The organism is Litorisediminivivens sp. KMU-197 (assembly GCF_056858395.1).
In genome coordinates, this window is record NZ_JBXEQG010000001.1 from 67,987 (window position 1) to 90,042 (window position 22,056).

Annotated in this window: 24 protein-coding genes; 6 read left to right on the top strand and 18 right to left on the bottom strand. The window is 65.6% G+C overall.

What is annotated here, in order from left to right:
- Positions 1 to 109 precede the first annotated feature (109 nt).
- The 5 genes from AC04PT_RS00295 to cobS all read right to left on the bottom strand — a co-directional run bounded on the left by AC04PT_RS00295 (position 110) and on the right by cobS (position 5,892).
- Complete coding sequence (locus tag AC04PT_RS00295; protein ID WP_482871475.1) at positions 110 to 448, bottom strand: DUF427 domain-containing protein; 339 nt, start codon at positions 446 to 448, stop codon at positions 110 to 112.
- A 58-nt stretch (positions 449 to 506) separates the two neighbouring features.
- Positions 507 to 2,291, bottom strand: a complete 1,785-nt coding sequence (locus AC04PT_RS00300; protein ID WP_482871476.1) for an aminopeptidase P family protein — start codon at positions 2,289 to 2,291, stop codon at positions 507 to 509.
- A 94-nt stretch (positions 2,292 to 2,385) separates the two neighbouring features.
- The gene (cobT, locus tag AC04PT_RS00305) at positions 2,386 to 4,257 is read right to left on the bottom strand and encodes a cobaltochelatase subunit CobT (RefSeq protein ID WP_482871477.1); all 1,872 of its coding nucleotides are present in this window, start codon (positions 4,255 to 4,257) and stop codon (positions 2,386 to 2,388) included.
- Between the two features lie 131 nt (positions 4,258 to 4,388).
- Entirely contained in the window at positions 4,389 to 4,775 is a 387-nt protein-coding gene (locus AC04PT_RS00310; protein WP_482871478.1) for a hypothetical protein, read from the bottom strand.
- Positions 4,776 to 4,920: 145 nt separating this feature from the next.
- Positions 4,921 to 5,892, bottom strand: coding sequence for a cobaltochelatase subunit CobS (cobS, locus tag AC04PT_RS00315; RefSeq protein WP_482871480.1), 972 nt, complete (start codon positions 5,890 to 5,892; stop codon positions 4,921 to 4,923).
- A gap of 152 nt (positions 5,893 to 6,044) precedes the next feature.
- Between cobS and AC04PT_RS00320 the strand changes: the two genes are divergently transcribed.
- The 3 genes from AC04PT_RS00320 to msrB all read left to right on the top strand — a co-directional run bounded on the left by AC04PT_RS00320 (position 6,045) and on the right by msrB (position 7,872).
- Positions 6,045 to 6,599: a sigma-70 family RNA polymerase sigma factor gene (locus AC04PT_RS00320; RefSeq protein ID WP_482871481.1), complete on the top strand. Its 555-nt coding sequence runs from the start codon at positions 6,045 to 6,047 to the stop codon at positions 6,597 to 6,599.
- A complete protein-coding gene (locus AC04PT_RS00325; RefSeq protein ID WP_482871482.1) occupies positions 6,596 to 7,276 on the top strand; it encodes an anti-sigma factor in 681 nt (226 codons plus the stop codon). The genes AC04PT_RS00320 and AC04PT_RS00325 overlap by 4 nt, the downstream gene beginning before the upstream one ends.
- Positions 7,277 to 7,392: 116 nt before the next feature.
- Entirely contained in the window at positions 7,393 to 7,872 is a 480-nt protein-coding gene (msrB, locus tag AC04PT_RS00330) for a peptide-methionine (R)-S-oxide reductase MsrB (protein ID WP_482872417.1), read from the top strand.
- Positions 7,873 to 7,909: 37 nt separating this feature from the next.
- Here msrB and AC04PT_RS00335 read toward each other — a convergent pair whose 3' ends face one another.
- From AC04PT_RS00335 to AC04PT_RS00360, 6 genes are all read right to left on the bottom strand, one after another.
- A complete protein-coding gene (locus AC04PT_RS00335; protein WP_482871484.1) occupies positions 7,910 to 9,064 on the bottom strand; it encodes an acyl-CoA dehydrogenase family protein in 1,155 nt (384 codons plus the stop codon).
- 88 nt (positions 9,065 to 9,152) lie between these two features.
- Positions 9,153 to 10,205: a phosphotransferase family protein gene (locus tag AC04PT_RS00340; protein ID WP_482871485.1), complete on the bottom strand. Its 1,053-nt coding sequence runs from the start codon at positions 10,203 to 10,205 to the stop codon at positions 9,153 to 9,155.
- 147 nt (positions 10,206 to 10,352) lie between these two features.
- Positions 10,353 to 12,539 carry a xanthine dehydrogenase family protein molybdopterin-binding subunit gene (locus AC04PT_RS00345; RefSeq protein WP_482871486.1) on the bottom strand — a complete coding sequence of 729 codons (2,187 nt, stop codon included), beginning with the start codon at positions 12,537 to 12,539 and terminating at the stop codon, positions 10,353 to 10,355.
- Entirely contained in the window at positions 12,536 to 13,510 is a 975-nt protein-coding gene (locus tag AC04PT_RS00350) for an FAD binding domain-containing protein (RefSeq protein ID WP_482871487.1), read from the bottom strand. The genes AC04PT_RS00345 and AC04PT_RS00350 overlap by 4 nt, the downstream gene beginning before the upstream one ends.
- Positions 13,507 to 14,028 (bottom strand): 2Fe-2S iron-sulfur cluster-binding protein, encoded by a 522-nt coding sequence (locus AC04PT_RS00355; protein ID WP_482871488.1) that lies wholly within the window; start codon positions 14,026 to 14,028, stop codon positions 13,507 to 13,509. Before AC04PT_RS00355 ends, AC04PT_RS00350 begins: the two co-directional genes overlap by 4 nt.
- Before the next feature lie 140 nt (positions 14,029 to 14,168).
- The gene (locus AC04PT_RS00360; RefSeq protein ID WP_482871489.1) at positions 14,169 to 14,801 is read right to left on the bottom strand and encodes a DnaJ domain-containing protein; all 633 of its coding nucleotides are present in this window, start codon (positions 14,799 to 14,801) and stop codon (positions 14,169 to 14,171) included.
- 75 nt (positions 14,802 to 14,876) lie between these two features.
- Here AC04PT_RS00360 and AC04PT_RS00365 point away from each other — a divergent pair, with 75 nt between their 5' ends.
- Positions 14,877 to 15,137 (top strand): BolA family protein, encoded by a 261-nt coding sequence (locus AC04PT_RS00365; RefSeq protein WP_482871490.1) that lies wholly within the window; start codon positions 14,877 to 14,879, stop codon positions 15,135 to 15,137.
- A gap of 15 nt (positions 15,138 to 15,152) precedes the next feature.
- Here the strand turns inward: AC04PT_RS00365 and AC04PT_RS00370 are convergent, their stop codons facing one another.
- The 5 genes from AC04PT_RS00370 to AC04PT_RS00390 form a co-directional block, all read right to left on the bottom strand.
- Entirely contained in the window at positions 15,153 to 15,542 is a 390-nt protein-coding gene (locus tag AC04PT_RS00370) for a DUF4177 domain-containing protein (RefSeq protein ID WP_482871491.1), read from the bottom strand.
- A 147-nt stretch (positions 15,543 to 15,689) separates the two neighbouring features.
- Positions 15,690 to 15,824, bottom strand: coding sequence for a hypothetical protein (locus AC04PT_RS00375; RefSeq protein ID WP_482871492.1), 135 nt, complete (start codon positions 15,822 to 15,824; stop codon positions 15,690 to 15,692).
- Complete coding sequence (locus AC04PT_RS00380) at positions 15,811 to 16,050, bottom strand: hypothetical protein (protein ID WP_482871493.1); 240 nt, start codon at positions 16,048 to 16,050, stop codon at positions 15,811 to 15,813. Before AC04PT_RS00380 ends, AC04PT_RS00375 begins: the two co-directional genes overlap by 14 nt.
- A gap of 3 nt (positions 16,051 to 16,053) precedes the next feature.
- The gene (gene gatB, locus AC04PT_RS00385) at positions 16,054 to 17,565 is read right to left on the bottom strand and encodes an Asp-tRNA(Asn)/Glu-tRNA(Gln) amidotransferase subunit GatB (RefSeq protein WP_482871494.1); all 1,512 of its coding nucleotides are present in this window, start codon (positions 17,563 to 17,565) and stop codon (positions 16,054 to 16,056) included.
- Between the two features lie 91 nt (positions 17,566 to 17,656).
- Positions 17,657 to 18,847, bottom strand: a complete 1,191-nt coding sequence (locus AC04PT_RS00390) for a hypothetical protein (RefSeq protein ID WP_482871496.1) — start codon at positions 18,845 to 18,847, stop codon at positions 17,657 to 17,659.
- Positions 18,848 to 19,056: 209 nt separating this feature from the next.
- Here AC04PT_RS00390 and AC04PT_RS00395 point away from each other — a divergent pair, with 209 nt between their 5' ends.
- A complete protein-coding gene (locus AC04PT_RS00395; protein ID WP_482871497.1) occupies positions 19,057 to 19,767 on the top strand; it encodes a transglycosylase SLT domain-containing protein in 711 nt (236 codons plus the stop codon).
- Positions 19,768 to 19,794: 27 nt separating this feature from the next.
- Here AC04PT_RS00395 and AC04PT_RS00400 read toward each other — a convergent pair whose 3' ends face one another.
- The gene (locus tag AC04PT_RS00400; RefSeq protein ID WP_482871498.1) at positions 19,795 to 20,556 is read right to left on the bottom strand and encodes an HpcH/HpaI aldolase family protein; all 762 of its coding nucleotides are present in this window, start codon (positions 20,554 to 20,556) and stop codon (positions 19,795 to 19,797) included.
- A gap of 91 nt (positions 20,557 to 20,647) precedes the next feature.
- On the bottom strand, positions 20,648 to 21,421 hold the full coding sequence (locus AC04PT_RS00405) for a gamma-glutamyl-gamma-aminobutyrate hydrolase family protein (protein ID WP_482871499.1): 774 nt from the start codon (positions 21,419 to 21,421) through the stop codon (positions 20,648 to 20,650).
- Between the two features lie 130 nt (positions 21,422 to 21,551).
- On the opposite strand from AC04PT_RS00405, the gene AC04PT_RS00410 reads away from it, so the two are divergent.
- Positions 21,552 to 22,031, top strand: a complete 480-nt coding sequence (locus tag AC04PT_RS00410; protein WP_482871500.1) for a YciE/YciF ferroxidase family protein — start codon at positions 21,552 to 21,554, stop codon at positions 22,029 to 22,031.
- Positions 22,032 to 22,056: the final 25 nt, after the last annotated feature.

Here is a 22,056-nt window from a genome sequence, read left to right on the forward strand (position 1 = left end):
CGGCAGGGCAGCAGCGGTCCGGGGAAGTGTCCCGTATGGCGCTAGTCAGCGGATCTCAGGTGGCCCCGCCGCGCCCTGGGCTCGGCGGAGGTCAATCTGACAGCGCTGGTCAGGCCTGTTCCACCTTCAGGTACTCGCCCGGATAAAAGGCAAGGTATCCCTTGATCCGTGCGACTTCCTCCTTCGGATCCTCGTAGGACCACGCGGCATCTTCGAGCGTCCGGTTCATGGTGGCCAGCGAATAGTAGCTGGCGGTGCCCTTGTGCGGACATGTGGTGGTTTTCTCCGAGGGTTCGAGGAATGCCATGGCGACATCCTTGCGCGGGAAGTAGATCACCGGCGCGTAGCCATCCTCGATAAGTTCCAGCGCGCTGGAGCTTTCGCCCAGAACCGAACCAGCCGCGCGGATGGTCCATTTGCCGGTTGCCTTGACGATCTTGATGCTCACTCGTGCTCTCCCCCGAAGTTCGGTGCATACATGCGCAGCCGCATGTAACCCTGTCGTGTCAGATTTCTGTGGTTGCCGCATCCAACCACAGCGCCGCCCGATTGCCCAGCCTGCCGTCGAGTTTCCGACGACATGTCGCATGGTAGGCGTTCAGCCAGTCACGTTCGGCCTGCGTCAGCATCTCGGCAATGATCAGACGCTGGTCGATCGGCACCCATGTCAGGATTTCCCAGTCGAGCATCTTGTCCACGGTGCCGCCGGGCAGGGGATCGGACTGCTTCACGACCTGGAGATTCTCGATCCGTATGCCGTAGGCACCTTCACGGTAGAACCCGGGCTCGTTCGACAGGATCATGCCTGCGCGCAGCGGCTCGGTCCCGGTCCGCGCCAGCCGCGCCGGGCCTTCGTGGACGCAGAGGTAGGCGCCGACGCCGTGCCCGGTGCCGTGACCGTAATCCTGCCCGGCCAGCCACAGCGGCATCCGCGCCAGCGCGTCCAGATCGCGCCCCGCCAGACCCTCGGGCCAGCGCGCGCGGCTCATGGCGATGAGGCCCTGCAGCACGCGGGTGAAGGCTTCGCAGGCGTCGCGCGGCGGCGTGCCGATGGCCATGGTGCGGGTAACGTCGGTGGTGCCGTCAAGATACTGACCGCCGCTGTCCACGAGCATCAGTTCGCCCTCGGCCAGCTTGCGGTCGGTCTCTTCGGTGACGCGGTAATGCACGATGGCGCCGTTGGGACCAGAGCCGCTGATGGTGTCGAAGGAGATGTCCTGAAGCTGGTTGCTTTCGCGCCGGAACGCTTCGAGTTGCGCGGCGACGCTGATTTCGGTCAGATCGCCCGGGGCGGTCTCGTCCAGCCAGGCGAGGAATTCGCACATTGCCACGGCGTCGCGCAGGTGGGCGGCGCGCATGCCTTCCAGCTCGGCCTCGGTCTTGCAGGCCTTGGGTAACACACAAGGGTCGCGGCCCTCGATCACTTCTGCCGCGACCGCACCTGCCACAGCCACTGGCGCGCTTTCAGGGTCGATCAGCACTGGTCCTTCCAAAGCCGCCAGAGCCTTGGCGAAAGCCTCTGGCCGATGCAGGCGCACCGCTTCTCCAAGGTCCACTTCTGCCAGCTTCTCCTCGGCCATGAACAGATCGGCGCTGCCATCGTCCCAAAGCAGGGCGAAGCCGTGCGCGACCGGATTGCGGGGAATATCCGCGCCGCGGATGTTGAGCAGCCAGCAAAGCGAATCCGGCAGCGTGATGACCGCCACCTTCGCGCCCTTGGCGCGCAGTCCGCCGGCAAGGTCCGCGCGCTTGTCGGCAGATGTCCGTCCGGCCAGATCGTCGGGGTGGATGCGCACCGGCGCGCATGGCGGCGCCGGCTGGTCGGCCCATATCGCATCCACCGGGTTGCCGTCGACCGCCCGCAGTTCGATCCCCGAGCCTTCGAGGCCCTCCTCGAGGCGGCGGATTTGGCTGACCGTGTGCAGCCAGGGATCGAAGCCCAGCACCGCGCCTTTCGACAGGCGATCCTTAGCCCAGGCGGCCAATTGCACCTCGGGCCAGTCGACAGGAGTGAAGACGCCCGCGACCTGGTTCTTCACCTGCACGCGGTAACGTCCGTCGACGAAGACGCCGGCCTCGTCCTTCAGCACGACCGCGAACCCCGCCGAGCCGGTGAACCCGGTCAGCCAGGCCAGCCGGTCGTCGCGCGGCGCGACGTATTCGCCCTGATGCACGTCTGCCTTGGGCACGATGAACCCGTCTAGGCCCTGCCGCGCCATCTCGGTCCTGAGCGACTTGAGCCGCGGAGGTCCCTGGTCGGGCCACGAGGTGACCTCGAACGATTGAAACATGTCCTGCCCCCTGTCTTTTGTCATTGGTCCGGACGCGGTGCTGCTGTTGTCCGGCTGTGTCACGGGACGGGTCATGTCACCCATCCGAACCGGGCTATCCGGCCCTGCGTATCCCCATCACCCGGGCGCGCGCCCGCGGATCGTTGTCAAAGAGCGCCGCAAGCTGCTCGGTCATGGCGCCGGCCAATTGCTCGACGTCCGTGATCGTCACCGCGCGGTCGTAATAGCGCGTCACGTCGTGGCCGATACCGATGGCCAGAAGTTCCACCGCGCGGCGGCGTTCGACCATGGCGATCACGTCGCGCAGGTGCTTTTCGAGGAAGTTGGCCGGGTTCACCGAAAGCGTCGAGTCGTCGACCGGCGCACCGTCGGAAATCACCATCAGGATCTTGCGGGCCTCGGGCCGGTGCACCATACGACGGTGCGCCCATTCCAGCGCCTCACCGTCGATGTTTTCCTTCAAAAGCCCTTCCTTCATCATCAGTCCTAGATTGGGCCGCGCCCGCCGCCACGGTGCGTCCGCCCGCTTGTAGATGATGTGGCGCAGGTCGTTGAGCCGCCCGGGCTGCTGCGCGCGGCCCTGCGCCAGCCAGTCCTCGCGGCTGAGCCCGCCCTTCCAGGCGCGGGTGGTGAAACCCAGGATCTCGACCTTGACAGAGCAGCGTTCCAGCGTGCGCGCCAGTACGTCGGCGCAGATCGCGGCGATGCTGATCGGCCTGCCGCGCATCGAGCCGGAGTTGTCCAGCAGCAACGTCACCACGGTATCGCGGAACTCCATATCGCGTTCGACCTTGAAAGACAGCGGCGTCGTCGGGTTTGCCACCACCCGCGCCAGCCGTCCGGCATCCAGCACACCCTCTTCCTGGTCGAATTCCCACGAGCGGTTCTGCTGGGCCTGCAGCCGACGTTGCAGCTTGTTGGCGAGCCGGCTGACCGCACCCTTCAGGGGCTCTAGTTGCTGGTCAAGATAGGCACGCAGGCGCTCGAGTTCGGCCGGTTCGGCCAGTTCCTCGGCGGCGATCTCCTCGTCGTATTCGGTGGAGAAGACGGTGTAGTCCGGATCGGCCTCGCTGACCGGTGCAGGGGCAGGGGGTTCGAGCGGGGCCTCGCCCTCGGGAAGGTCGGTTTCCTCGCCTTCCTCCATGTCCGACATGTCGTCCATGGTGACATTGGCCTGGCTCGGATCCTGCTGGTCGTCTTGGCTTTGCTCGGGGCTGGCGTCGCCGTCGTCCTGCTCCTCGTCCTGGCCGGTCGAGTCAGGCTCTTGCTGGTTCTCTTCGCTGTCCTCGGCCTGGTCCTCGGACTCGTCGTCCATCTCGTCGGGGTCTTCGCCAAGCTGGTCGCCATAGCCGAGGTCGTCGATGATGCGGCGGGCGAACTTGGCGAACTGGCTCTGGTCAGACAGCGTCTCTTGCAGGTCGTCGAGCTGTCCGCCGGCCTGATCCTCGATGTAGCCGCGCCAGAGGTCCATGACGTTGGTGGCAGCGGGCGGCAGGTCGCGCCCGGTGGCAAGGTGGCGGATCAGGTAACCGGCAGCGGCGGCCAGCGGCGCATCCGCGCTTTGGGTGATCTGGTCATAGCCGCGTTTCAGCGCGTCCGAGTTGATCTTGGCGTCGATGTTGCCGGCGGTGCCGGGCATGTCGCGGGCGCCCATGGCTTCGCAGCGGGCGGTCTCCATCGCCTCATAGAGATCGCGCGCCATGTCACCCGGGGGGGCATATCGCGAATGGGTGGCGGCGTCGTGGTACTTGTGCTTCAGCGCCAGCGCATCGGCAGTGCCCCGGGCCAGCAGCACCTCGTCGCGGGTCATCCGCCGGGAGACCTGCGGCAGCCGCATGGCATCGCCCGAGACACCCGAGGGATCGACCGAATAGCTGACGGTCAGGTCCGGGTCGTCGGCCATCACCTTGGTGGCTTCGGCCAGCGCTTTCTTGAACGGATCTGCGGGGTTGTCGGACTGCGCCATGAGAGGGGCCTGCGGCTGTGATTGCAACGGCGTCACCCTAATGGCTGCGGCAGGTGAAGGCCAGTGGCCCAACGCAGGAATCGGGGCCGACGCGGTGGGCAATGAGGTCTCGGATCACGCCCGGGACAGGGTCAGCCGAGCAGCAGGGCGGTGCACTCCGCGATGCGGATGTCGGCCAGCCTGCGGGCGCGAATTGCATCGTCAGGATCGTCGGTGAACGTCGCGCGCGTGAACAACGCCGCCTGAGCCATCTTGGCGTCGATCCGGTGGGCGAGGACACTGCGGCCACCGTCGGGCGGCTTTACCGCGTCAAGCAGGGAAATCATCGCCGCGCGCTGTGCCTTGGTCTGATCCGAGGCCGGGCCGTCAAACATCCACTGGAATTCCATCAGCGCCGACAGCCGTCCCGCACAGGCGGCGAATAGGGCCACCGGGTCGGAAGGCGCGGCCTGCGCCGGTGGAAGGGAGGAGATTACCACCAGCGCAGAAGAACAGAACAAAGTTTTCATACCGCTCATGAATTGAGCATAGCATCAAAATAACCTGCTACATATCGGGCAATTTCAGAATTTCTACAAGATGTTGTGGTTTCGGCACGGATGCACATGCAGAAACGGCGCCCGAAGGCGCCGCTTGCAGTGCAATCCTAATGACTTGGCGGGGTCAGCCCAGGCTCAGGCTCGCCGCGCTTTCGGGAAGCTCTTCGTCGAAGCAGCGCTGGTAGAATTCGGCCACGGTCTGGCGCTCGAGCTCGTCGCACTTGTTGAGGAAGGAGACGCGGAACGCATAGCCCACGTTGCGGAAGATCTCGGCGTTCTGCGCCCAAGCGATCACCGTCCGGGGCGACATCACAGTCGAAAGATCGCCATTCATGAAGGCAGTGCGGGTCAGGTCGGCGACGGTCACCATCTGCTTGATCTGCTTGCGGCCCTTTTCGGTATTGTAGTGCGGGCACTTGGCCAGCACGATGGCGCATTCGGCGTCGATCGAGAGGTAGTTCAGCGTCGCCACCAGCGACCAGCGGTCCATCTGGCCCTGGTTGATCTGCTGGGTGCCGTGATAGAGCCCGGTGGTGTCGCCAAGGCCCACGGTGTTCGAGGTGGCGAAGATGCGGAAGCAGGGGTGCGGGTGGATCACCTCGTTCTGGTCAAGCAGCGTCAGCTTGCCGTCAACCTCGAGCACGCGCTGGATCACGAACATCACGTCGGCGCGGCCGGCATCGTATTCGTCGAACACGATCGCGGTCGGGTTTCGCAGCGCCCAGGGCAGGATGCCTTCCTGAAACTCGGTGACCTGCTTGCCGTCCTTCAGCTTGATCGCGTCCTTGCCGATCAGGTCGATCCGGCTGATGTGCGAATCGAGGTTCACGCGGACACAGGGCCAGTTCAGGCGCGCGGCGACCTGTTCGATGTGGGTCGACTTGCCGGTGCCGTGGTAGCCCTGGATCATGACGCGGCGGTTGTGAGAGAAGCCTGCAAGGATCGCCAGCGTGGTGTCGGGATCGAACTTGTAGGTGCTGTCCACATCCGGCACCCGCTCGGTGCGGTCGGCGAAGCCCTTGACCACCATGTCGGCGTCGATACCGAATACCTCACGGACCGAGACTTCCTCGGAAGGTCGTGTCTTGGGATCCATACTGCGTCCTTTCCCGCGTGGTGGTCTGCGCCCCGGTAGGTGCACCAATTCCGCCGCAGTGACAAGAGCGGCTGGCGAGGATTCCCATGTGCTCTTGCCCTTGCCGTCAGCGGGCCTATCGTGAGGACGCGAAGCATCAGGGGTTTGGCCGCGTGACGACACAGGATCTGGAAACTCTTCTGGCGAAGGTGTCGATGGCCGACCGGGCGGCGTTCGGGCAGCTTTACGCTTCGACATCCGCGAAACTCTTCGGACTTTGCCTGCGTATCTTGAGGGACAGGGCGCAGGCCGAGGATGCATTGCAGGAAGTTTACGTGAAGATCTGGCAGCGGGCCGGAACCTATCAGTCGGGTCGCGTGCGCCCGATGACGTGGCTGATCACCGTCGCGCGCAATCACGCCATCGACACGGCGCGCAAGTCGCGCAGTGGCGTCGCGGCCAAGGTGGACGGGGACGACACGCTCATCGACCGGTTGGAGACGCCGGAGCCGGGTCCGGCCGAGCACTTGCTGCGCAAGGATGAGCGGAACCGGATCGACGCCTGTCTTGACGAGTTGGTCGAGGAGCGGGCCGAAGCCGTGCGCCGCGCCTATCTGGACGGCGCGACCTATGCCGAACTGGCCTCGCATTTCGCGGTGCCGCTGAACACCATGAGAACCTGGCTGCGCCGCAGCCTGCAAGCCCTGAGGACCTGTCTGAGCCGATGAGCGACACGACCGACATACCGCACGACGATGCCCTGACGGCGGCGGAATACGTGCTCGGCCTGTTGCCGCCGGACGAGGCGCAGACCTTCGCCCGCCGCCTGATGCGCGAGGCGGACGTACGCGACCTTTGCGACGCCTGGACCGAGCAATTCGCCGACATCGCCGCCGGCATCGAAGGCGTCCAGCCGCCGGACGCGGTCTGGCGCAAGGTCGAGGCGCGAGTCTTCGGCCGACGCGAGCCGCTCTGGCGGCGGCTGGGGATCGGTCAGGCCGTGCTGGGCGGGGCGCTGGCCGCTATGATTGCACTGGTGGCGCTGCGCTTTGGCTGGCTGGAGCCCGAGACCGACCTGTTCTCGGCGCAACTGACGTCGGCGGCCGAGGAAGAGGTTGCCCGCGTGGCGCTTGACCCCGCGGACGGCCGGCTGGTTGCCGAGCTTGTGGCGCTGTTTCCCGAACCCGGTCGGGCGCGCGAACTGTGGCTGATCCAGGGCGACAACCCGCCGGTTTCGCTGGGTCTGCTGGAGCCGGGTCAGGTGGTGGCGCTGGACCTTCCGGAAGAGATGCGTGCCACTGTCGAAGGGGCGGTGCTGGCGATCTCGGACGAGCCCGAGGGCGGCTCGCCCACCGGATTGCCCACCGGCGCGGTGCTGGCCACGGGCGCGATCACGTCGCTGTAACGTAGTCGTCACCCACTGGCGAAACTTTCACCGGGCGCCCTACGTTTCTTCGGGTGGACCCCGCATTGATCGCGGGGCACCCGTTCGCAGAGCCGTCAGGAGGCCGACCCATGACCATGCATCGTCGCCATTTTCTTACAGGCACCGCCGCAGCGGCCCTGCTGCCGTTGGCGGGACGCGCCTTTGCCGCCGCGCCGGAAGAAACCTTCGAGATCACCCGCACCGAAGCCGAATGGCGCGCGATGCTGAGCAACATCGAATTCGAGGTCATGCGCGAAGAGGGCACCGAGCGCGCCTTTTCGTCGCCGCTGCATGACCTGAAGACCGAAGGCACCTATCATTGCCGGGGTTGCGATCTGCCGATCTATTCTTCGGAGCACAAGTTCGACAGCGGCACCGGGTGGCCCAGCTTCTGGCAAAGCCTGCCCGATGCCATCGGCACCAAGGAAGACCGGAAGCTGCTGTTCATCGTCCGCACCGAGTGTCACTGCCGCCGCTGCGGTTCCCATCTCGGGCATATTTTCGAGGACGGGCCGGAGCCGACGGGGCTGCGCCACTGCCTGAACGGCGTTTCGCTGGTGTTCCGCGAAGCCTGATCCGGCTGCCTGGCACACGCGGGTGCCGACCCGGGCGTCACCCGTCCTGCCGTGCGGTGGCGCGGACCTCCGACTTCTTCAACTCTGCCCGTGCGATGCCACGCAGGTGGACCTCGTCTGGGCCATCGATGAAGCGCAGTGCGCGGCCCCATGTCCAGAGGTAGGACAGCGGTGTATCGGGGGTGATGCCGGCCGCGCCGAAAACCTGGATCGCGCGGTCGAGCACCGTGGTTTGCAGGCGCGCCGCAGCGACCTTGATTTCAGACACCAGCACCCGCGCGGATTTGTTGCCGTCGCGGTCCATCAGCCAGCTGGTATAGAGGTTCAGGAGCCGCGCCTGATCGATCTCGATGCGGCTCTGGGCGATCCAGTCCTGTATATTCGCGTTGTCGGACAGAGGCTTGCCGAAGGTGCTGCGGGTCCGGGCGCGATCACACATCAGTTCGAGCGCGTATTCGCATTGGCCGATCGTGCGCATGCAGTGGTGGATACGGCCCGGCCCGAGACGCGCCTGCGCCACAGCGAAGCCCTTGCCCTCTTCGCCAAGGAGGTTCGCTACCGGGACCCGGACGTTGTCGAACTCCAGCTCGCAATGGCCTTCGGGTGAATCGTGATGCATGATCGGCAGGTCGCGGACGATGCGGAAGCCGGGGGTGCCGGTGGGCACGATGACGAAGCTGTGCCGCTCGTGGCGCGGCGTGGATTCATCCTGCGAGGAGATTCCCATCAGCAGGGTGAAGGCGAATTTCGGATGCTTCGCCCCAGTGGTGAACCACTTGCGGCCGTTGATGACGTATTCGTCGCCGTCGCGCACAATCGTGGTTTCAAGGTTGGTCGGGTCCGACGAGGCGACATCGGGTTCGGTGATCGACACGCCGGAGCGTATTTCGCCGTTCATCAGCGGCTTTAACCAGCGGTCGCGCTGTTCGGGCGTGCCGAACATGTGAAGGATCTCCATGTTGCCGGTGTCCGGGGCCGAGCAGTTGAAGACCTCGGAGGCCCATGGCAGCCTGCCCATGATCTCGGCCATCGGTGCGTATTCCAGGTTGCTCAGCCGAGTGCCGGGCTCGTCGTCCTTCAGCGCCGGCAGGAACATGTTCCACAGGCCCTCGGCCTTGGCCTTCTCCTTGAGCCCGTCGATCAGGTCGTCCCGGGTAGCGCCCGGAGTGCGCAATACGCTGAAACTCGGCATCTGCGGGCCAGACATGGGTGTCCATGAAGGCCTGCAGACGGCTGCGCAGGTCCTCGACCTCGGGCGTGTAGGAGAAATCCATGTAGCGTTATCCTTCCAGGGGCAGGGCGGTCTCGCCCGAGATCAGGGCGGCGCCTCGTTCGGCGAGGTTCGGAGCGATGCGGCCCACGGCCTCGGCGTCGGCCGAAGCCGCGTTGCCGCGGCGGGCGCGGTCGGCGATACCCTCGAAGATCACCGCGATGCGAAACAGCGCGAACGCAAGGTGAAAGCGAGTCAGCCGGTCCGGGGTGCCGCGGGCCTGTGCGTAGGTCTCGATAAAGTCGGCCATGGAGGGCAGGCCAAGGGCGTCCAGATCGGCATCGCGCAGGCCGACGCCGAATTCATCGCCGTTCATCATCCAGATGTAGGCGCAGGTATGGGCGAGATCGGCCAGCGGGTGGCCGAGCGTGCTGAGCTCCCAGTCGAGCACGGCGGCAATGCCGGGCGCCGTGGGGTCGATAATTGCATTGCCGGTGCGGAAATCGCCGTGCACCAGCGTGGTGGTCTGATCCTCGGGCAGGTTGCGCGGCAGCCAGTCGATCAGGGCATCGAATGCCTTTGTGTCATGCACCCGCGACATCTGGTACTGTTTCGACCAGCGGGCAATCTGGCGGGCGAAGAAGCCGCCGTGCCTGCCAAAGTCGGACAGCCCCACGGCCTCGATGTCGACCGAATGGATACGCGCGAGGATGCGGGCCAGATCGTCGTAGACTGGTCGGCGGTCGGCGCGCGGCAGGTCGGCCAACGTGTTGTCATGCAGGACAAGCCCGTCGACGCGGTCCATGACGTAGAAGGCGGTGCCGACGATGCTTTCGTCGGCTTCGAAGAAACGCATTCGGGGCACCGGAACGCCCGCGCCGATCACAGCCGACTGGACGCGGTATTCCCGGTCGACTGCGTGGGCCGAGGGCAGGATATTGCCGTCGGGCCGTTTGCGCAGCACCAGACGGGCGGTGTCATACGTCAGGAAATATGTCGGGTTCGACTGGCCGCCGCTGATCTTCTCCACATGGAGCCGACCGGAAAGGTCCGGCATCCGATCGCGCAGATAGCGGTCGAGCCTGTCGGTGTCGAATTCGGGTGGCGCTGTCGGGGTACTCATCAGGTCAACGCAATCAGGTGGCGGGTATCGGGCAGTTTTTGTCGCCATGCCGGTGGTGTCAACTGCGAAGCGGTTGACGTGGCGCGACGGATGTTATCCTCGTCGGACCAGCCGAAAGCCATGGCATCTATCGCGCGCCGGATCCATCTAGCCAAGCGCCGTCAGCACCCGGTCCGGCGTGGCCGGCAGGTCGCGAACGCGGGCACCGCAGGCGTGGTGAATGGCGTTCAGCACCGCTGCCCCCGCGCCGCAGATCCCGAGTTCACCGATGCCCTTGGCCTGCAGCGGACCGGTCCAGGGGTCCAGCTCTTCGATGAACTGCACGTCGAGTGGCGGGACATCGGCATTCACTGGCACGTGGTATTCGGCCAGGTCGCGGTTCACCATGTGGCCGTCGCGCCGGTCGTGCACCAGTCCTTCGGTCAGTGCCATGCCGATGCCCCAGATCATGCCGCCGTGACACTGCGACCGCGCGGTCCGGAGGTTGAGGATGCGGCCCGCCGCAAACGTGCCCTGCATACGCCGCATGCGCACCTCGCCGGTGACGTCGCTCACCGCGACCTCAGCGAAATGCGCGCCGAAGGTGGCTTGGCGCACCTTGTCGCCGGCTTCGCCGGGTTTGACGTGGCCGTGACCCTCCAGCTTCGCTCCTTCGAGAACGTCAGCCAAGGCCGTGCGGGTGTTGCCTTGCACCGCGGTGCCGTCCTTCAGTGTCAGTTCGGTCTCGTCGCATCCCAGACGGTCCGCGATCTTCCTTCGCAGCTCCATCGCCGCCAGCCAGACCGCGGTGCCGGTCGAGGCTGCGCCGACCGATCCGCCGGAGCCGGAGCCCGGTGGATGCGCAGTGTCGCCCAACGATACGTCGACCTGATCCAACGGCAGGCCCAGAAGCTCGGCTGCGATCTGCTGGAGGATGGCATAGCTGCCGGTGCCGATGTCGGTCATGTCGGTCTCGACCACCGCGCGGTTGCCGTTCAGGCGGATGCGGGCCTCTGCCTCGATGATCATGTTCACCCGGAAGGCCGCCGCCATGCCGGTGCCGATCCACCACTCGCCCTCACGGTGCTGGCGCGGCGCGGAGGGCCGCTTTGCCCAGCCGAACCGTTCCGCGCCCTGTGTGAGCGCCGCCTTGAGCCGATGCGACGAAAACGGCTTGCCGCTTTCGGGGTCTTTTTCCGGAATGTTGCGCAGGCGCAGTTCGACCGGGTCGATCTCGGCGGCCACCGCCAGTTCGTCCATCGCGATTTCGAAGGCAGTCACGCCCACGGATTCGCCAGGGGCGCGGACCGAACCGGCAGCCGGGCGATTGATGCGCGCGATCTGCATCCCCAGTTTGCGCTCAGTCGCCGCATACGCGAAATGGCTGGCCTGCAGGACCGGTTCGGCAAAGCTTTCCTGCGGCAGGTTGGACACCAGTGCCGCGTGGCCCAGACCTTGCAGCTGGCCCTCGGCATCGGCGGCCAACCGGATGTGCTGCCGGGTTTCGGAGCGGCGGGTGTTGATTTCAAAGACGTTGCGACGGTGCTGCACCACCCGGACCGGGCGTCCAAGGTCCATCGCCGCGATCGCCGCTGCCACGCAGTCCGCAGAGATGCCCAGCTTGGAACCGAACCCACCGCCGACGAAGGGTGCGAGGATGCGGACCTTTTCGGGCGCGATGCCCAGACTGTCGGCCAGTTCGTTGCGGTTGAAGCGCAGCATCTGCAGCGCGCCGCGCAGGGTCAGCGTCTCGCCGTCCCACTCGGCCGTGGCCGCATGCGGCTCCATCGCGGCAGAGGTCATCGAGGCGGTGGTATAGACCTGATCGACCGTCACCGCGGCATCGCGCATCGCGGCGGTCAGGTCGCCCTGTTCATAATGCTTGTCATCGGGTTCTTCCGGCTCGACCGCTTGCGGATCGACCGGGGCATCGCGGCCATCGATTTCGACGGTGAGGCACTGCGCGGCGTGGCGGGCTTGTTCAAAGCTGTCGGCGACCACCAGCGCGATCGGCTGACCGACATATTCGACCTCGTCCGTGCCCTGCACCGGCGCTTCATCGGCCATGCCCTGCGCGGCGTTGCGCACCATGCGTCCGTCTCGGATCACGGCCCGGACGCCCGCCATGCCGCGGACCTCGTCGAGGTTCGGACAGCGCACCGCGCCGATGCCCGGCGCGCGGCGCAGGACGCCGTGCAGCAGGCCCTCGGGATGGGTTTCGGCGGCATAGGTGGCTTGGCCCATGGCCTTGGCGAGGCCATCGGGCCGTTCTGAATCGCGGCCCAGCACGCCCTGCGCCATGTCGTCGGTCCGATTGGCCTCTTCCGGGCCATCGATCTTCATGTCGTAGGTCATTGCGTCGCCTCCGTGAGGACCGCCTTGAGCGCGCGTTTCGCGAGCGGCAGCTTGAATTCTGTTCCGTCATGGGCAACCGCGTCGCGCAGCAGCACCTCTCCGGCCTTGTCGAACAGTGCCTCGGTCGGACGCTCGCCCTTCAGCAGGTCGTCCACTTCGGCGTCCCGCCAGGGCTGCGAGCCGAGACCGCCGAAGGCCAGCGCGGCCTCGGCAATCCTGCCGTCCTCCATCCGCAGCACCGCGGCGACGGAGACCAGCGCAAAGGCATAGGACGCCCGGTCGCGCACCTTGCGATAGACCTGCCGGTCGCCCAGCGGCGCGGGCAGGCGGACGCCTGTGATCAGGTCGCCGGGGGAGAGCGCGGTCTCGATATGCGGGGTGTCGCCGGGCAGGCGGTAGAACTCGTCGAGCGCCATGTCGCGCGTCGCGCCATCGGCGGCCTCGACCTCGACCCGCGCGTCCAGCACCCGCATCGCCACAGCCATGTCCGACGGGTGCAGCGCGACGCAGTGGTCGGAGACGCCAAGCACGGCGTGATTGCGCATCTCGCCACCCAGCGCGGCGCAGCCGGCGCCCGGGTCACGTTTGTTGCAGGCGGCGTCGGTGTCATAGAAGTACGGGCAGCGGGTGCGCTGCAGCAGGTTGCCGCCGGTGGTGGCCTTGTTGCGCAACTGGCCGGAGGCGCCGGCCAGCAGGGCGCGGGCAAGCACGGGATAATTGCGGCGCACGCGCAGATCGGCGGCAAGGTCGGAATTGGTGACGGTGGCGCCGACGCGCAGGCCGCCGCCGTCTTCTTCGATTCGGTCGAGGCCGAGCCGGTTGACGTCGACCAATTTGCCCGGCGACATCACTTCGAGCTTCATCAGGTCTACGAGGTTGGTGCCGCCGGCGATGAAACTGGCGTCTTCGGACGTGGCGGCCCTCATGGCATCGGCGCGGTCGTCGGGGCGAGTGTAGTCGAAGGGTCTCATTCCGCGGCCTCCTTCCGGCCGCGGGTCTCCGACACCTCGGTGATCGCAGCGTTGATGCCGGGGTAGCAGGAGCAGCGGCAGAGGTTGCCGCTCATCCGCTCGGACAGTTCGGCATGGTCCAGATCAACGGGACCTTCCAGGTCGTCGCTGACATGGCTGGGCCAACCGGCGGCGACTTCGTCGAGCATCGCCGTGGCCGAACAGATCTGGCCGGGAGTGCAATAGCCGCATTGCATGCCGTCATGCGCCACGAAGGCCTGTTGCAGGGGCGATGGGCCGTCCTTGGCCAGACCTTCGACGGTGGTGATCTCGTCGCCGTCGTGCATAACGGCGAGACCGAGGCAGGCGTTGATTCGGCGTCCGTTCACCAACACCGTGCAGGCGCCGCATTGGCCATGATCGCACCCCTTCTTGCTGCCGGTCAGGTGAAGGTGGTCGCGCAGGGCGTCCAACAATGTGACACGGGGGTCGAGGTCCAGATCATGGGCCTGACCGTTCACGGTAATCGTTACATTCATGGGGGTCTCCTGCGGCTACAGGAGGACAACCCGGCGCGGCGTCGGCTGTTCCGGACTTTATCCACGCCGGGCCTGCGGACAGAAAAACGCCCGGCGCATCCTGCGATGCACCGGGCGTTTTTTTTCAGAGCCGAGCGGCGTTACTTCTCGGGGAAGCTGCGGCTTTCCTTGACCTGATCCCAGGCCCACATGACTTCGTTCAGCTGCTCTTCCTGGCTGCGGTCGCCGCCGTTCATGTCCGGATGCAGGACCTTGATGAGCTTCTTGTAGGCCTTCCGGATCTCGACCTTGGTCCAGGTTTCCTTGGCCTCGAGGATTTCGATCGCGCGCCGTTCGGTCGGCGGCAGGCGGCGACCGGCGGTGCCGCCGCTGCGTCCGGGATTGCGGGTGGCATTCTGGCCGAGAACCTGGTGCGGGTCCTCGATGCCCAGACGCGCCCAGGCCTTGGCCTCGGGGTCGCGCCAGCCCTTGGTCTTGCGTTCCCAGACCTTGTCCGAGGTCTCCTGTGCGTTCATCTCGGCCTCGGTCTTGCCTTCGAAGAAGCTCCATTTCGCGTTGTATTCGCGGACGTGGTCCTTGCAGAACCAGAAGAAGTCATCCAGCACATCGGGCGCCTTGGGGGCGCGATAGAGGCCCCGTTCGTCACATCCGTCATGGTCGCAGACACGCTGAGATGTTTCGGACGCGCCCGACATCCCCCTCCGGCCGCGCGGGTTTTTCTTCTTCGCTGAGGACACGGACATATCGAATCCGAAGGGGTCTGGTTTGCTCATGTTTCGCACCTTTTCGACTCGGACGTGGCAGTTTAGACCATTGCCAACCAGAGGGAAGGGGCAGGGCCAAAAATCATGCAGCGTTCAGAGGAAATCCGCCGCCGATTGCAGGAGGTCTTTGCCCCTGCCGATCTGGAAGTTATCGATGAAAGCGAGGCCCATCGCGGCCACGCCGGGTATCAGGAGGGCGGGCAAAGTCACTTTCGCGTGCGCCTGCGCTCGGATCGTTTCGAAGGCCAGTCCCGTATCGCCCGGCACCGTGCCGTTCACGCGGCGCTGGGCGCTGATTTGATGGGCCAGATCCACGCGTTGGCGCTGGATCTCGACACCCCGTAACAGAACCGCGAAGGCTCAGTCTTTCGGCTGGGCGTTGTCCTGACCTTCGTCCGTCTCAGGCAGGTCCGCGTCGGGTGCTGCGTTGTCGTGCGTAACTACGGGTTCGGCGTCTGGCAACGGGACTTCATTGGGCGGGTCGAGCAGGCGCGGCTCATAGGCCTCGATCTCTTCCTCGACAGGCCGACGGAACACCAGCAGGTTGCGATAGACTGTGGTGCGCCCGGACAACCCCTGACGCTCTTCACTGGGCAGCGTCTCGGCACGCACATAGTGCCAGCCGTCGATCGCCATCTCGTTCATCACGGTTTCAAGCGCCAACGCGAAGCGGTCTTCGGGGGTTTTCACGCCCTTGGCCTTTTGTCCGCGCTCAGGTGCGGGGACCACCTTGTACTCGTATCTGATCATGTCCGTGCCAAGAGCACATTTCACGGCTCGGCGCAATCGCCCGTGGCACGATCTGTCGCCCCCGCGGGCTGGCGGGGGACGGATCTTCGAAGATTTCCGTGGTTTTCCGCGGCGGGATGCGGTTGCGTGACACTCGGATCGTCAGGGTCATTCCGCCGGGTGGTGGCGCCTGCGTTCCTCGATCATTGCATCAATGCGGCGGGTGTCGCGCCGGAGCAGCAGGATACCCACGCCGGCCACGACGAAGGCAACCATCGGCACTGCGATCTCAAAGCTGGTCATCGGGCTCCTCCTTGCGAAGCATACCCAGAATATAGTGCGAAACACCATGCAATACCAGTCCGGCGGCGCCCCAGCCGATGGTCAGGGCCTCAAGCCGCAGGGTGCCTTCTGTCAGCGGCCGCAGCACGGCAAAACCGATCAGGCCAAGCGCAATGGCGTTGAGGAAGCCGCCCAGCAGCTTCACCCGTTCATTGTGCACCACCAGGGCATCGCGCAGGCGCGCCATGGATCAAAGGCCCAGTTTGGCGCTCACGATCTCGTTCACCGCCTTGGGGTTTGCCTTGCCACCGGTGGCCTTCATCACCTGGCCGACGAACCAGCCGGCAAGCTTGGGATTGGCCTTGGCCTTCTCGACCTGCGCCGGGTTGGCCGCGATCACCTCGTCCACCGCGGTTTCGATGGCGCCGGTGTCGGTGACCTGTTTCATGCCGCGATCTTCGACGATCTTGGCCGGGTCGCCGCCCTCGGTATAGACGATCTCGAACAGGTCCTTGGCGATCTTGCCCGAGATGTCGCCCTTCTGGATCAGCGCGATGATACTGCCCAGTTGCTCTGGCGAGACCGGGCTTTCGGCAAGGCTGTGATCTTCCTTCTTGAGGCGACCGAAAAGCTCATTGATCACCCAGTTGGCGGCCATCTTGCCGTCGCGGCCTTCTGCGACCTTCTCGAAGTAATTTGCGCTCGCTGTTTCGGAGGTCAGCACCGAGGCGTCGTAATCCGAAAGCCCGTAGTCCTTGATGAACCGCGCCTTTTTCTCATCCGGCAGTTCCGGCAGGTTTCTCTGGATGTCGTCCACCCAGGCCTGCTCGATCTCCAGCGGCAGCAGGTCGGGGTCGGGGAAGTAGCGGTAGTCGTGCGCTTCCTCCTTCGACCGCATCGAGCGGGTCTCGCCCTTGTCGGGATCGTAGAGCCGGGTTTCCTGATCGATGGAGCCGCCCGCTTCGAGGATGCCAATCTGGCGGCGCGCCTCGTAGTCGATGGCCTGCTGAATGAAGCGCATCGAGTTCATGTTCTTGATCTCGCAGCGGGTGCCGAGGTGGCTGAAGTCCTGCGTTTCCTGATATTTCTCGTACTGGCCGGGACGGCAGACCGAGACGTTGACGTCCGCCCGCAGGTTGCCGTTCTGCATGTTGCCGTCGCAGGTGCCGAGGTATTGCAGGATCTGACGCAGCTTGACCACATAGGCCGCTGCTTCTTCGGGTCCGCGGATGTCGGGGCGGGAGACGATCTCCATCAGCGCGACACCGGTGCGGTTGAGATCGACGAAGGACATGTTCGGGTCCATGTCGTGGATCGACTTGCCGGCGTCCTGCTCGACGTGGATGCGCTCGATCCGGACCTCGCGTGCGGTGCCGTCGCCCAACTCGACCAGCACCTCGCCTTCGCCGACGAGCGGTTCATAAAGCTGGGAGATCTGGTAGCCCTGCGGCAGGTCGGGATAGAAGTAGTTCTTGCGGTCGAAGGCGGACTTCAGGTTGATCTGCGCCTTCAGCCCCAGCCCGGTCCGCACCGCCTGCTCGATGCAGTATTCATTGATGACGGGAAGCATGCCGGGCATCGCGGCGTCGACGAAGGCGACGTTGGAATTGGGCTCAGCGCCAAATTGCGTCGAGGCCCCGGAAAACAGCTTGGCCTGGCTCGAGACCTGGGCATGCACCTCCATGCCGATCACCAGTTCCCAATCGTGCTTGGCCCCGGCGATCACCTTGGGTTTCGGGGTCTCGTAAGTCAGGTCCAGCATGCCCGTCTCCTCGCGAATGAACGAGAGGCGTTCTAGGGCAGGGGCGAAACAGGGGCAAGGCCCATCAGGGCCCGCCCCTTGTCGGTCGAACCTAGCTTGCCGCTGCCATCGGCAACACCGGTGCAATGGCCTGCAAGGCGCGTCGCGCACCGGTTTCATCATCAATGTCGGCGGCCAGATCGGCCCCGGGTGTGGCATAGCTGGTGTCGGCAATGGCCCAGACCCAGCCGTGGGTTTCGCTCATTGTATCGCGGATCAGTCGATCACGGCGGGTTTTCAGTGCGCGGCGCGTGCCGCGGGACAGGCCCGCCGGTCCGGCCCGGTCGAGCGCGGCGCTGAGATAGGCTGCCATCAGGTTGACCATGTGCTGGCGCGGCATCCGTGCAAGAATGTCGTCTATTCCCTCCAGCAAAACGCCGGTATCCATGGTCTTGAACACCTCGGGGTCCTGAATCAACGCGTCAAGGTAAACCCAGGCGTATCCGCCGGTGCCCCAGTGGGTCGTGGTGGAGGCGGCGACCTGTCGGGCCTGCTTTTCCAGCACCTCGAACGAGCCGAACCAGCAGGGCATCAGGTGCAGCCCAAAGGCGCGCATGTGACCGGGCATCTGCGGCGCCAGTGCGATCAGGTCTCTGTAGGCGCCTATGGCGCGTGCATCGGCGTCGGTCTGTCCCGCCAGCAGGGCGCAACGTGCAGAGGCCAGCAAAGGCGAATCCAGAGCCTGCGCGTCATACGGTGACAGATGCGCTTGCGCCTTGGCAAAGGCCGCGCGAAAGCGGCGGATGTTCTGCTCGGGGCGGCCGCGCTGCCAGCCCTGCTTGTACCAGGCCCAGCCGGCGTCAAGGTGCGCCAGCGCCACCAGCGCCGCGCAATACGGATCGCCGGGCATCTCCGCTGCGGTGTCCTCCAGCGCGTTGAGACCTTCGAGCAGCCGGCTCGACGGGGACAGGACCCCGGCGGCAGAGGCCGCATAGAGCGCCCGGCTGAGATCGGACCGCGCGCCGGCAGCGAGTATCTCGGCCTGGGGTGCGCCCGAGCCCGTGGTCGCGCGCGCGGTATCACGCGCGCGTATCAGCGCAGACAAGTCCTCCCAGCGTTCCTGCCGCGCCATGTCGCGGCCCTGACTGAACAGGGCCTCGCTAGCTTTGCGCTCGGCGGTGTCCTGACGCAGAGGGCGCCCGAGGGCGGCCAGCGCTGTCGCAGGATCGGCACGCTCGTCACCGGCCAGTCCGCGGTTCGCTGAGGTGAATTTGGAGGAGTTGGGGACGGTACGGCGCAGCACGGCGCGCGCCTGACTCCGGATTGGTGTCAACAGGTCTATCATTTTCGGCTACAAGGTCCCGATTACTCGAATGTACGGTTATTAAACTGCTGTTTGTTTACGGCGAAGCGATGGCGGGCGGGAGAAACACAATGGCGGAAACGGTTTGTTGCAGACGCGTTTGCAGCAGGACTTCGCCGAGATTGCGGCGGCTGAGCGGGATCGTGCGCATGCTGCCGGTGATAGCGGCGCTGTGGTGGCCTGCGCTGGCATGGGTGCAGGAGCAGACCGAGCCGGGACCGGCGAGTAGCGCTGTCCTGCCGGTCGTCGCGGGGACGGTGCTGGCCCCGGCCCAGAGCCTTCGGCCGCGGCCTCGTGCCGTCCAGTTGCCCACCACCCGTTGGAGCCGGCGGCCCGAAGCCGCGCTCTGGACCCGGGCCATGCTGTCGGCGCTGGGCGGACACGCTGCGCCGCTTGTGGACGTGGTGCCGCGCGACATCGCCGAGTGGTGTCCGGCCTATCCGGACAATCCTCCACGCCAGCGGGCGGCGTTCTGGGCCGGCTTCGCGTCGACGCTGGCGTTTCATGAAAGCACATGGAACCCGCGTGCGGTCGGCGGTGGGGGATTGTGGTACGGCCTGCTGCAGATCCTTCCTGCAACCGCACGTCACTATGACTGCCGCGCCGGCAGTGGCGCTGCCCTGACCCGCGGCAGCGCCAACCTGTCCTGCGCCTTGCGGATCATGGCCCGCACCGTGCCGCGCGACCGGGCCATCGCCCTGCGCGATACCCGCTGGCGCGGCGTCGCTGCCGACTGGGGGCCGATGCGGTCACCCGCGAAGCGCCAGGACATGGCCGACTGGCTGCGCGCGCAGAGCTATTGCCGTCCGCTGGAGGTCACGCGGCCCCGGCTGCGGCCGGTGTCCTGGCCCCCGGCGTAAGGTGGGGGTCGCAGGGCGATCCGCTTGTCACATCCAATCGGCGCGCAACGCCACCGCGCCGTGCCTCAACATCGCTACGTCGACGCCGACGGCGACGAAACTTGCGCCTGCATCCACAATGTCGCGCACGTAGTCCTGATCGACCGACAGAAATCCGGCGGGCTTGCCGGCTGCCGTGATCCTCTGTACCGCGTCACGTACCGCCGCGCGCACTTCCGGGTGGCCCGCGTCGCCCAAATGGCCCATCGAAGCCGCGAGGTCGGCCGGCCCCACGAAGATGCCATCGACACCGTCCACCGCCGCAATCTCTTCAATTTCGGTCAGCGCGGCTTCCGTCTCGATCTGCACCAGAAGGCAGATTTCGTCCCTGGCGCGCTGCACGTATTCCTTGACTGCGCCGTAGCCGCTGGACCGGGACGCGCCCGAAACGCCCCGGATGCCGAGCGGGGGATAGGCCACCGCCGCCGCCGCCGCGCGTGCTTCTTCGGCGGACTGGACGTAGGGCACCAGCAATGTCTGCGCCCCAAGGTCCAGCAGCCGCTTGATCTCGACCGGGTCATTCCATCCCGGGCGCACCACGACCGAGGTCGGCGAGGCGGCGCAGGCCTGCAACAAGGGCAGCGCCGTGACCGGGTTGACCGGCGAATGCTCGCTGTCGATGAGGAGCCAGTCATAGCCGCAGCCGGCAAGCATCTCTACCAGCCCGCTGTCTGGCAGGGTGCACCAGAAGCCGATCTGACGGGTGCCGGCGGACAGCGCGGCCTTGAAGCGGTTGCGAGGCAAATCCATGTGCATTCTCCTGAGCGTCGGGCGGCATCATAATGGGCCGCCCAGGCACGCAGGTCGAGGGGGTGAGCAAAACCCGACCGCGTGAGGTGCCCTATGCGCTTGCCTTCAGCGGTCGGCGTCCGGCGGCCCAGTCCTTCACGGCCTCGCCGAAAGCCTGAAACAACGGTCGCGACACCGGGTCGTTTGCCGCGTCCCACTCCGGATGCCATTGCACCGACAGCGTGAAGCCGGGCGCATCGGCGATGAAGGCGGCCTCGGGTGTTCCGTCCGGCGCCCATCCGTCGATCACGAAACGCTTGCCGGCCTGCATCACGCCCTGACCGTGCAGCGTGTTGGTCATCACCTCCGCCGCCCCCATCAGCCGATGGAACGGACCACCTTCGGTAAAGCGCACCGCGTGGCGCAGCGCGAATTTTTCCTCGATGGTGCCGTCGGGCGGCATCCGGTGGTTCATCCGTCCGGGAAGATCGCGAATCTCGGGGTGGAGCGTCGAACCCATGGCCACCGCGACCTCCTGATAGCCCCGGCAGATTCCCATGAAGGGCTGACCGCGCTCGACACAGGCGCGCACCAGAGGCAGGGTGATCGCATCGCGCGCCCGGTCAAAGGCACCATGCGCCTCGGTTTCGTCGTGGCCGTACTCCTCGGGGTGGACATTGGGCCGCCCGCCGGTGAGCAGGAAGCCGTCGCAGACCTCCATCAGCTCGGCGACGCTGACGAACCGCGGATCGGCGGGGATCAGCATCGGCATGCAGCCCGACACCCCGGACACGGCCTCGGAATTCATCGTGCCGCCGGCATGGGCCGGGTATTGGTCGTTTATCAGGTATTGGTTGCCGATGATGCCGACGATGGGGCGGGCCATGCGCGTCCTCTTGGTACTCGGCCCCAATATAGGCGGCGGTTCGCTGCAAATACAACGGCTGCCACGCGCGTCAGGAACAATGCGACCCACCACCTGTTGATGATGCGGAAATCCAAGGAAAGGGAATCCGATGAAAACGCTTTCGGACGCATTCGAACACACGCTGCAGGACATCTATTACGCGGAAAAGGCGCTGGTGAAAGCCTTGCCCAAGGTCGAGAAGGCCGCCAAGGCGAAAGCGCTCAAGGACGCTGTTGCGGAACACCTGGAAGAGACCAAGAGCCAGGTGAAGACGCTCGAGAAAGTCTTCAAGTCGATCGGCAAGGACGCCAAGGGCGAAAAGTGCGATGCCATCGATGGTCTTATCAAGGAAACCGAGAGCATCATCGACGAAGCCTCGGGTGACGCGCTGAACGCCGCGCTGGTGGCGGCTGCGCAGGCGGTGGAGCATTACGAGATCGCCCGTTACGGCACGTTGCGCGAATGGGCCAAGGAACTGGGCCATGACGAGGCGCATGACCTGCTGACCGAGATCCTCGATCAGGAGAAGGCTGCCAACAGCAAGCTCACCAACCTCGCTGTGTCGAAGATCAACGTGGTTGCGGCCTAACCGACCATAGAGCGACAGAACGCCG